The sequence below is a fragment of the Ruegeria sp. BB9 genome (assembly GCF_056539345.1).
In genome coordinates, this window is the sequence record NZ_JBQFUU010000003.1 from 486801 (window position 1) to 497483 (window position 10683).

Annotated in this window: 10 protein-coding genes; 7 read left to right on the forward strand and 3 right to left on the reverse strand. The window is 61.9% G+C overall.

Features of this window, described 5'->3' with window-relative positions:
* The first annotated feature begins 58 nt into the window (after positions 1 to 58).
* The 7 genes from cysQ (at position 59) to ACR0FC_RS13305 (ending at position 8079) form a co-directional block, all read left to right on the forward strand.
* Positions 59 to 856, forward strand: coding sequence for a 3'(2'),5'-bisphosphate nucleotidase CysQ (gene cysQ / locus ACR0FC_RS13275; protein WP_170340727.1), 798 nt, complete (start codon positions 59 to 61; stop codon positions 854 to 856).
* Positions 856 to 1656, forward strand: a complete 801-nt coding sequence (locus ACR0FC_RS13280) for a 3-deoxy-manno-octulosonate cytidylyltransferase family protein (protein WP_170340725.1) — start codon at positions 856 to 858, stop codon at positions 1654 to 1656. The genes cysQ and ACR0FC_RS13280 overlap by 1 nt, the downstream gene beginning before the upstream one ends.
* A 73-nt stretch (positions 1657 to 1729) precedes the next feature.
* Entirely contained in the window at positions 1730 to 2713 is a 984-nt protein-coding gene (gene galE, locus ACR0FC_RS13285) for a UDP-glucose 4-epimerase GalE (protein ID WP_170340723.1), read from the forward strand.
* Positions 2714 to 2720: 7 nt separating this feature from the next.
* Positions 2721 to 3764 carry a glycosyltransferase family 2 protein gene (locus ACR0FC_RS13290; protein WP_170340722.1) on the forward strand — a complete coding sequence of 348 codons (1044 nt, stop codon included), beginning with the start codon at positions 2721 to 2723 and terminating at the stop codon, positions 3762 to 3764.
* Positions 3765 to 3949: 185 nt separating this feature from the next.
* On the forward strand, positions 3950 to 4936 hold the full coding sequence (locus tag ACR0FC_RS13295) for a glycosyltransferase family 2 protein (RefSeq protein ID WP_170340720.1): 987 nt from the start codon (positions 3950 to 3952) through the stop codon (positions 4934 to 4936).
* Positions 4933 to 6636: a DUF5927 domain-containing protein gene (locus ACR0FC_RS13300; RefSeq protein ID WP_170340718.1), complete on the forward strand. Its 1704-nt coding sequence runs from the start codon at positions 4933 to 4935 to the stop codon at positions 6634 to 6636. Before ACR0FC_RS13295 ends, ACR0FC_RS13300 begins: the two co-directional genes overlap by 4 nt.
* Positions 6637 to 6642: 6 nt before the next feature.
* Positions 6643 to 8079 carry a nodulation protein NodH gene (locus ACR0FC_RS13305; protein WP_170340716.1) on the forward strand — a complete coding sequence of 479 codons (1437 nt, stop codon included), beginning with the start codon at positions 6643 to 6645 and terminating at the stop codon, positions 8077 to 8079.
* Here ACR0FC_RS13305 and ACR0FC_RS13310 read toward each other — a convergent pair.
* Genes ACR0FC_RS13310 through ACR0FC_RS13320 form a run of 3 tightly spaced genes read right to left on the reverse strand, consistent with a single transcriptional unit; the run spans position 8063 to position 10673 of the window.
* The gene (locus tag ACR0FC_RS13310; protein ID WP_170340715.1) at positions 8063 to 8581 is read right to left on the reverse strand and encodes a L,D-transpeptidase family protein; all 519 of its coding nucleotides are present in this window, start codon (positions 8579 to 8581) and stop codon (positions 8063 to 8065) included. The genes ACR0FC_RS13305 and ACR0FC_RS13310 overlap by 17 nt on opposite strands.
* A 56-nt stretch (positions 8582 to 8637) precedes the next feature.
* A complete protein-coding gene (locus tag ACR0FC_RS13315; RefSeq protein ID WP_170341449.1) occupies positions 8638 to 9423 on the reverse strand; it encodes an ion transporter in 786 nt (261 codons plus the stop codon).
* Positions 9424 to 9443: 20 nt separating this feature from the next.
* Positions 9444 to 10673 (reverse strand): class I SAM-dependent RNA methyltransferase, encoded by a 1230-nt coding sequence (locus ACR0FC_RS13320; RefSeq protein WP_170340714.1) that lies wholly within the window; start codon positions 10671 to 10673, stop codon positions 9444 to 9446.
* Positions 10674 to 10683: the final 10 nt, after the last annotated feature.

Genomic DNA, 10683 nt, shown 5'->3' on the forward strand with positions numbered 1-10683 from the left:
GCACAGCATAAGTTCGTCAGGTTTTCGGATCAACAAACCATGGAAACGGAGCATTTTTGTGACCTATGACGACCTCATCCCCGTGATCAGACGCCTGGCCCTGGAAGCGGGCGACAAGATCATGGAGATCTACGATGCCGATGATTTTGACGTGAAGGTCAAATCCGATTCCAGCCCCGTGACCGAAGCCGACGAAGCCGCCGATGCGCTGATCTCGGCCGGGCTGCGCGCCGCCTTTCCCGACATCCTGCTGGTGACCGAGGAGCAGGCCGCGTCGCACAGCAAGCAGGGCGATACTTTCCTGATCGTCGATCCGCTGGACGGCACCAAGGAATTCATCAACCGACGTGGCGATTTCACCGTGAACATCGCGCTGGTCGAAAACGGCGTGCCCACCCGCGGCGTGGTCTATGCCCCGGCCCGCGGGCGCATGTTCTATACCCTGGCCGATGGCCGATCGGTCGAAGAAATCGGCGCTCTGGACAAGGACAAACCGGGCGAGGTCACGCCGATATCAGTCTCTGATCCGGACAATTCGGCGCTTTTGGTGGTGGCCTCGAAATCGCATCGCGACCAGGCCACGGATGACTACATCAACAAATACCAGGTCAAAGACAGCAAGTCGGCGGGCTCGTCGCTGAAATTCTGCCTTGTGGCCACGGGCGAGGCCGACCTCTACCCGCGTGTCGGCCGCACGATGGAGTGGGACACCGCCGCTGGCCACGCGGTGCTGGCCGGTGCCGGGGGCCATGTGGTGCGTTTCGAAGACCACGCACCGCTGACCTATGGCAAGGAAGGCTATGCCAACCCGTTCTTCATCGCCTATGCCCCGGGCGTCGAACTCAAGGAGGCCTGATGTCGGTTCTGATCGCGATCCCCGCCCGCTATGCCTCGACCCGCTATCCGGGCAAACCGCTGGTGCCGCTGACCGGCGCAACAGGAAAGCCCATGACCCTGATCGAGCGGTCCTGGCGCGCGGCCATGTCGGTTTCGGGCGTCGACCGGGTGGTGGTGGCCACCGATGACGACCGCATCCGCGCTGCGGCCGAGGGCTTTGGCGCCGAGGTGGTGATGACCTCGGAAAGCTGCGCCAACGGCACCGAGCGCTGCGCCGAGGCGCATGACAGGCTGGGCGGCGGGTACGAGATCGTGGTCAACCTGCAGGGCGACGCCCCCCTGACCCCGCATTGGTTCATCGAGGATCTGGTCAATGGCCTGCGCGCCGCGCCCGAGGCCGGCGTGGCCACGCCGGTGCTGCGGTGCGACGGCGAGGCGCTGAACGGGCTGCTGAACGACCGCAGGCATGGCCGGGTGGGCGGCACCACCGCCGTTTTCGCGTCCGATCACAGCGCGCTCTATTTCTCGAAGGAAGTGATCCCCTTCACCGCCGAAACCTATGCCGGGTCGGATCCGACGCCGGTGTTCCACCATGTGGGCGTCTACGCTTACCGCCCCGACGCGCTGGCCGCCTATCCGAGCTGGCCGGTCGGACCGCTGGAGCAGCTCGAGGGGCTGGAACAGCTGCGGTTCATGGAAAACGGGCGCAAGGTTCTGTGTGTCGAGGTCGAGGCAAAAGGCCGCCAGTTCTGGGAGTTGAACAATCCGCAGGACGTGACCAAGATCGAAAGCATGATGTCCGCGATGGGGTTGGAATAGACGCAAATTCCCCGTTCCCCGCGGGCAGCCTGGCAGCTAACCCATGACCGGCAGACATTCGGCAGGACCACGGATGACCAATATACTTGTGACCGGCGGCGCCGGATATATCGGATCTCATGCCTGCAAGGCACTGGCGCGGGCGGGCTATGTGCCCGTGACCTATGACAACCTCGTCACCGGCTGGCAGGATGCGGTGAAATTCGGCCCGTTCGAACAGGGCGATCTGCTGGACCGCGCGCGGCTGGATCAGGTCTTTGCCACGTACAAACCGGCGGCGGTGATGCATTTCGCCGCGCTCAGCCAGGTCGGCGAAGCCATGAGCGAGCCGGGCCGGTACTGGCGCAACAACGTCACCGGATCACTGAACCTGATCGAGGCGGCCGTGGCCGCCGGTTGCCTGGATTTCGTGTTCTCGTCCACCTGCGCGACCTATGGCGACCACGACAACGTGGTGCTGGACGAAACCACGCCGCAGCACCCGCTGAACGCCTACGGCGCCTCGAAACGCGCGATCGAGGACATCCTGCGCGATTTCGAACAGGCGCACGGGCTGAACCACGTGATCTTTCGCTATTTCAACGTGGCCGGTGCCGACCCCGACGGCGACGTGGGCGAGTTCCACCGTCCCGAGACCCATCTGGTTCCGCTGTTGTTGGACGCGATCGACGGCAAGCGCGACGCGCTGACCGTCTATGGCACCGATTACGACACGCCCGACGGCACCTGCATCCGCGACTATGTCCATGTCTGCGACCTGGTGGATGCGCATGTGCTGGGCCTGCACTGGCTGGAACAGGGCAAGGGCAGCCGGGTTTTCAATCTGGGCACCGGCACCGGGTTTTCGGTGAAAGAGGTGATCGCGCAATCGCACAGCGTGACCAACCGCGAAGTGCCCTTCAATGTCGGTCCGCGCCGGACGGGCGATTGCACCAAGCTGGTGTCAGGTTCGACCCGGGCCGTGGCCGAGCTGGGCTGGCGGCCGAAACGTTCGCGGCTGGAGGTGATGATCGCCGATGCCTGGCGCTGGCATCAGAATGGCCACTACGAAAAGTGATCGTGCCATGGGCGCAGCTGTGAAAACCGACGAAAACGCCCCGGGCTGGATTCGCAGATACCGCCTGCGCCTGAAACGCAAGCGCCTGTTGTGGCGGTCCTTCCGCAGCCGCCACGCGGTGACGCCGGTATCGGACAAGACCCGGCTGATCGCGCCCACCGACATTCTGGCCTTTACCACCCTGCGCACCGAGATCGCGCGCCTGCCCTGGTTCCTGCGCCACTATCGCCGGCTGGGGGTCGATCATTTCCTGATGGTCGACAACGGCAGCGATGACGGCTCGGTCACTTATCTGCTCAACCAACCGGACGTGTCGCTGTGGCAAACGCAGGCCAGCTATCGCGAGGCGCGGTTCGGGCTGGACTGGCTGACCTGGTTGCAGATGCGGCATGGCCACGGCCACTGGACCCTGATGGTGGATGCCGACGAACTTCTGATCTATGCCCATCACGACAGCCGCGACCTGCGCGATCTGACGGGATGGCTGGACCAAATCGGACAGCCGGCCTTTGGCGCGCTGATGCTTGATCTATACCCGAAAGGCCCGTTGGGCACGGCGCCCTATGACCCCGAGACCGACCCGACCGAAACTTTGAACTGGTTCGATCCCGCCCCTTACAGGGCGCGCCGGCAAGAGCCGCTGGGAAACCTGTGGGTGCAAGGCGGCGTTCGCGAACGCGCCTTCTTTGCCGATTGCCCGGACCGGTCTCCAACTCTGAACAAGATTCCGCTGGTGAAGTGGGACCGTCGCTATGCCTTCGTGAACTCCTGCCACTCGGCGCTGCCCCGACACCTGAATTTTGCCTATGACGGGCCTTCCGGGCAAACCCCCTCGGGCGTCCTGTTGCACACGAAATTCCTGCCGCAAGTCGTCGAGAAGTCGCGCATCGAAAAACAAAGGCGCCAGCATTTTCATGATCCCGACCAATTCGGGCCATACTATGATGGCATCATTGCCGGGCCCGACCTTTGGACTCCACAATCAGAACGGTATTCAGGCTGGGCGCATCTGCAGAGCCTTGGACTGCTGTCAGCGGGCGGGTGGACGTGAACGGGGAATCCTGTGCCCCAAAAACCCGTGCTTGGCTAACGGCTTTTAAATACATTGCTTCGCAAGGTGCGAAAATGTCATAAAACGTTAGTGTCCGGCTCCCGTCTGGCCAAATGCGGACCCCGGACATGCTCGCGTATTACAAGAAGGTTGGGCAGCGCGTGAGCCTTTTGGATTCTTACCGGATGAGACTGCGGCGCAAGCGCCGTCTTGTGCGCTGCATCCGCCGAAGACGCGATCTGCGCACCGTCCGCAACAACACCCGGCGGATCCGGTCCGGTGATGTTCTGCTGATGAGCGTCGTGCGCAACGAAAAGATCCGCCTGCCCTATTTTCTGGACTATTACCGCAAGCTGGGCGTCCGGCATTTCCTGTTCGTCGACAATGACAGCACGGATGGCACGCTGGACTATCTCAAGGCGCAGCCCGATGTCTCGGTCTGGTATACGAATGCCAGCTATCGCCGTTCTACATTCGGGATCGACTGGTCCAACTACTTGCTGCGGAAATACGCCCATGGACACTGGGTCCTGACCGTAGATCCGGACGAGTTCCTGATCTATCCGTTCTGCGACACACGTCCCATCGACGCGCTGACCGATTGGCTGGACGGCACCGGAGTGCGCAGTTTCGGGACGATGCTGCTGGACATGTATCCCGAGGGGCCGATACAGGACGCCACCTATCACGAGGGGCAGGACCCGTTCGAGATTGCCGCATGGTTCGACTCGGGCAACTACATGATCACCAAGAACCCGGCCTATGGAAACCTGTGGATCCAGGGTGGGCCACGGGCACGGGTTTTCTTTCAGGACAAGCCCGCGAAAGCGCCCGCGCTGAACAAGATCCCTCTGGTCAAGTGGGATCGGCGCTATGTCTATGTCAGCTCGACCCATGCGCTGCTGCCGCGCGGCCTGAACCAGGTCTATGACGAGTGGGGCGGCGAGAAAACCAGCGGCGCATTGCTGCATGCCAAGCTGATCAACACGCTGGGTGACAAAGCCCGCGAAGAACTACAGCGCGGTGAGCACTACCGTGCGTCCGGCGAATACAGGGCCTATGTCGACCAGTTGGAGAGCAAGCCGGTTTTCTGGTGCAAATGGTCCGAGAAATACATCAACTGGCGCCAACTTGAGATTCTGGGTCTGATGTCCAAAGGGAACTGGGCATGAGCGGGACCCTGGGCATCGTGATGCTGGTCCACACTGCGCTGGACCGGGCTGAGCAGGTTGCCCGGCACTGGACCGCGGCGGGTTGTCCGGTGGTCATCCACGTCGACCGCAAGGTCGACCCGGCTGTGTTCAAAGACTTTGTCGCGACCTGCGGGGATGATCCGCTGATCCTGTTCTGCGACCGCCAGATCTGCGAGTGGGGCGGCTGGGGCATCGTTGCCGCTTCGCAATCGGCCGCGACACTGATGCTGGAGCGCTTTCCCGACATACGCCATGTCTTTCTGTCATCCGGCTCTTGCCTGCCATTGCGCCCGGTTCAGGATCTGATCGATTACCTGAGCGACCGGCCCCGCGTGGATTTCATTGAAAGCGCCACCACCGCCGATGTCAGCTGGACCGTGGGCGGGCTGGACCTTGAACGCTTTACTCTGAGGTTTCCCTTCTCGTGGCGCAAACACCGCAAGCTGTTTGACCGCTTCGTCAAGCTTCAGCGCGCGGTCGGATATCGACGGACAATCCCCAACGGGCTGATCCCGCATATGGGCAGCCAGTGGTGGTGCCTGACCCGGCAGACCCTGACCGCGATCCTGCAGGACCCCAAGCGAGAGGTCTATGATCGATATTTCCGGCATGTCTGGATCCCCGACGAAAGCTATTTCCAGACGCTGGCGCGGCTCTATTCCACCCAGATCGAAAGCCGATCGCTGACCCTGTCGAAATTCGACTATCAGGGCCGCCCGCACATCTTCTATGACGATCACCTGCAGTTGCTGCGCCGATCCGATTGTTTCGTGGCCCGCAAGATCTGGCCGCGCGCCGACCGGCTGTATCAGGCGTTTCTGAACGATCGGTCCCTCGCCGGAAAACCCGCCGAGCCCAATCCCGGCAAGATCGACCGCGTTTTCTCCAAAGCGGTCGAGCGTCGTACCCGCGGCCGCGACGGCCTGTACATGCAAAGCCGTTTTCCCCGCCATGGCAGCGAAAATGGCCTGACCGCGTTTCCTTACTCCGTGTTTCAGGGTTTTTCCGAGTTGTTTGAGGGCTTTGAAAGCTGGCTGGGCAATGCGTCAGGCGCCCGCGTCCATGGGCATCTTTTCAACCCCAAGCGCGCCGAATTCGCCGAAGGAGAGACCATCCTGAACGGGTCCCTCAGCGACAACGCCATTTTGCGCGACTACAATCCGACGGCGTTTCTGTCGAACCTGATCTGGAACACCCGGGGCGAACGCCAGTGTTTTCAATTCGGCCCCGCCGACACCCAGAAGATCAATTGGTTTCTGGCGCGAGACAAGAACGCACAGGTCTGCGTGGTCACCGGTGCCTGGGCTGTTCCGCTGTTTCGGTCGAACATGAATTTCGCCGACATCCGCGCCGAAGCGGCCCGCCTGCAAAAGATCGAGACCGAACAGCTTGAGGTGCTGGATTCCGTGTGGACCAAAGCGCGCGTGCATGTTTGGTCAATGGCCGAATTCGTCGAATCTCCGATGGAACACCTGCAAACCGTCCTTGAAGAGATGGGCGCGACGCAGCCCAGCCATCTGATCGAGGCGCCGACGATGGTTGATCTGGCCGGGTTTGGAAAGTTCCTGCAAAACCTCAAGAACCAGGGAATGCACCCTCACCTGATGGGCGACTTTCCTGCCGACGATGTATTCGGTAATCAGACCCGCCCGTATCGCAAGCCCTACCTGGTGCAATGACCCCGCATGCCGACCGACTTTGACTATTTCATCATTCTTGCCGAAATGCGCACCGGGTCGAACCTGCTGGAGGCAAATTTGAATGCGTTGGACGGCGTGCAGTGTCATGGCGAGGCGTTCAATCCGCACTTCATCGGATACCCGAAAGCAACCGAAGTGCTGGGATTTTCACTGGAAGACAGGGATGCTGCGCCGGACCGCCTGATCGAAGCGATGCGTTCCGCGCCGGAGGGTCTGCACGGGTTCCGGTTTTTTCACTCGCACGACCCGCGGGCCCTGACGATGGCGCTGAACGATCCGCGCTGCGCAAAGATCATTCTCAACCGCAACCCGTTGGACAGCTACATCTCGCTCAAGATTGCGCGGGAGACCCAGCAGTGGATGCTGACCAACGTCAAACGCAGGCGCGCCACCAAGGTTGCGTTTGATGCGGACGAGTTCCGGGACTACGTGGAGGAGCAGCAGGCGTTTCAACTGAGTTTGGTCAACCAGCTGCAAAAAACGGGCCAGACCGCATTTTACATCGGTTACGAGGATCTGACCCAACTGGATGTTCTGAACGGACTGGCGGCATGGCTGGGGGTTGAGGCGCGTCTGGATCAACTGGCCCCGGATCTCAAACCTCAGAACCCGGAACCGGCCCTGTCCAAAGTGACCAATCCCGAAGCCATGGATGCGGCCCTTGCGGCGCTGGACCGGTTCAACCTGCACCGAACGCCGAACTTCGAACCACGACGGGGCCCGGCCGTTTCGCGTCATATCGCGGCCGCGGAAACGCCGTTGATGTATCTGCCGATCCGTGGTGGACCGGAACAGATCGTGGCCCAATGGATGTCCGATCTGGATGGCGGCGAGCTGATCACCGACCGAAACCAGAAACAGGTGCGCCGCTGGATGAAGGCGCATCCGGGTCACCGGAAATTCACGGTCCTGCGGCACCCGTTGGCGCGGGCGCATTCGGTGTTTTGCGAACGGATCCTCGGCACCGGGCCCGGCGCATATACCGGAATCCGCAACCGGCTGCGCAACGGGTTCAAGTTGCCTATCCCGGGCCAGGTGCGCGACGGAAACTATTCGCTCGAGCAGCACTATCAGGCGTTTTCGGCGTTTCTTGAGTTTCTGCAGCTGAATCTTTCTGGCCAGACCCCGATCCGGGTCGACGGGTTGTGGTGTTCACAAGCCCGCATGTTGGAAGGGATCGCGGGCTTTGCCCTGCCCGACCTCATACTGCGCGAGGAAGAGATGGCCGCCGCGCTACCGGATCTGGCCCGCGGCCTAGGGCACAATGCCCCGCCGAAGCCCGGCGTGCCCGCGCCGGACCAGCCCTATTCGTTGGATCAGATCTACGATGACAAGCTCGAGGCGCTGGCCGAGGAAGCCTATCAGCGCGACTATCTGCAGTTCGGATTCGGAAAATGGCGGCCTATCAGGGCCGCACGGTGATCAACGTCCCTTCGTTCACCATCGCATAGATCTCTTCGATCTCTTCGTTCTTGACGGCGATGCAGCCAGCGGTCCAATCCGGCGTCTTCTTCGCGCGCTTGAATTCCTTGCGCAGGTTCGGTTGGCCGTGAATGAAAATGTCTCCACCCGGGTCGAAGCCCATCGCCTTTGCCTTGGCGATATCCTGGCTGTTGGGATAGGAAATCCCCAGCGACAGGTGATATCGGCTGCGAGGGTTGCGGCGGTCGATCAGGTAACTGCCTTCGGGTGTGCGACCGTCTCCGCGCTTGACCTTTGTGCCGCTTGGAGCGAACCCAAGCTCGACATCATATTCGCGCAAGATCTGCTCGTGATGCAGCAGGTACATCTTGCGCGCGCCCTTGTTCACCACGATGGATGTCACCTCGGGTCCGTTGTAGGTTAGAAACCGGGGGCCCGCACTTCCACAAGCCGAAAGGCTCAGTGTTGCCAGTGCACCCAATCCAAATGCTCGACGATCCATGATTTCACTGCCTGCTCGTTTTTTCGCATAATGCCAAAATCCGGCAGAAACGGAAATCACTTTTTGCTGTTCATATGCTCGGTCAGGCGGCGTTCGATCGATTCAAGCCGGTCCAGCACCTCGTCCCGATAGGCATCTGTCTTGACTTCATCCTCGGCGTGGTGGGCATCCTGCATCGAATTCACGATCAGACCGACCAGCAGGTTCACGACCGCGAAGGTCGTGACCATGATGAAGGGCACGAAGAACAGCCAGGCGTAGGGATAGACCTCCATCACGGGGCGCACGATGCCCATCGACCAGCTTTCCAACGTCATGATCTGGAACAGGGTATAGGCCGACAGACCCAGATCACCGAACCACTCCGGAAAGCTGTCCGAGAACAGTTTGGTCGAGATCACCGCGCCGATATAGAACAGGATCGCCATCAGCAGGAACACGCTGCCCATGCCCGGCAACGCCTGGATGAAACCCTCGACCACCCGGCGCAGACGCGGCGCGACCGAGATCACCCGCAGCACCCGCAGGATCCGCAACGCACGCAACACCGAAAGACCCGCACCGCCGGGCACCAACGCGATGCCGACGATCACGAAATCGAAAATGTTCCAGCCATTGAGGAAGAAACGGCGCCCGTTGGCGACCAGTTTCATCGCAATCTCGGCCACGAAGATGGTCAGGCAGATGGTGTCGAGCAGCACGATCACCGGCCCGAATTTCGCCATCAGGCCGTCCGAGGTTTCCATGCCCAGCAGAACTGCGTTCACCAGGATGACGCCGGTGATGAATTGCGAAAACCGCGGGTTCTCGACAAAGGCCTGCAGGCGCTGCCGGATCGTCATGCGAAGGGTCTCCTGTCGGGTCATGGATTCTCTGCCAGTTTGAAGCCGCCCACCAATTCGCTGTGGGATGACCATCGAAATTGGTCAACCACTTGGACCCATTCAAGTGCATAGCCCGCCTGAACAAGATTTTTTGCATCCCGCGCGAAGGTCACAGGGTTGCAGGACACATAGGCGATGACCGGACGGCGGGCCTGAGCCAGCTCGGCCACCTGGGCCTCGGCGCCGGCGCGCGGCGGGTCCAGAACCACGGCGTCAAAGCGGCGCAGTTCGTCCGGCATCAAGGGGCGGCGGAACAGGTCGCGCGCCTCGGTCGTGACCTGTTTCAATCCCGTGGACTTGCGCCAGCCCTGATCCAGCGCGCGGGTCATGTCGGCCGCGCCTTCAACGGCATGAACCTCGGCCCGTTGCGCCAGCGGCAACGAGAACGTGCCGCAGCCCGCGAACAGATCAACCACCCGTTTGGCCGGGCCGACAATCTCCAAAACTGCCAGTGTTAGAGCCTGTTCTCCATCTTTTGTGGCCTGGAGGAAAGCCCCCGGCGGCGGGACCACCGTGGCCGGACCAAAACGCTGTGCGGGTGGGTTGCGCATGGCGATCACCTCGCCATCCCAGGCCAGCCGCGCCAAGCCGTGCTGCTCGGTCGCCTGCGCAAGCGCCAGTTCCAGCGGGCCGTCCAGAGGTTTGCCGCCCTGCACCGCCACGTCCAGCCCGGCTTCGGATAGGGTCAGGGTGACAGACAACACGCCCTTGCGGCTGCCGCCCAGTTCGGCCAGCGCCTTGGCCACGGGGATGACGGCGGTCAGCGCAGGATCCAGCAGCTGGCAATCAGGAATCTCGGTGATCACGTCCGAGGCGCGGCCGTGGAACCCCGCCAGCGCGCCCTTCTTGGTGCGGCGCACCGCGATGGTGGCGCGGCGACGCGACTGCGGCGGCGACGTCAGGATCGGGCGCATCTCGGCCTGCAGCCCCTGAGCAGCCAGCGCGGTACGCACCACCTCGACCTTCCAATCGGCCACGAAGGCGTCCGAGGCGTGCTGCAACTGGCAGCCGCCGCAGCTTTTGTAGTGGCGGCACGGCGGTTTGACCCGATCGTCCGACGGCGTCAGCACCTTGATATCGGTCAGCTCCGAGCCGTCCAGCAGGCCGCTGACCCGCTCGCCAGGCAGCGTTCGGGGGGCATAGACCGGGCCCTCGGCGATGCCGTCGCCCTGATGCCCGAGGCGGAGAATGGTGTATTCCTGCGTCATGGCCTGCCTG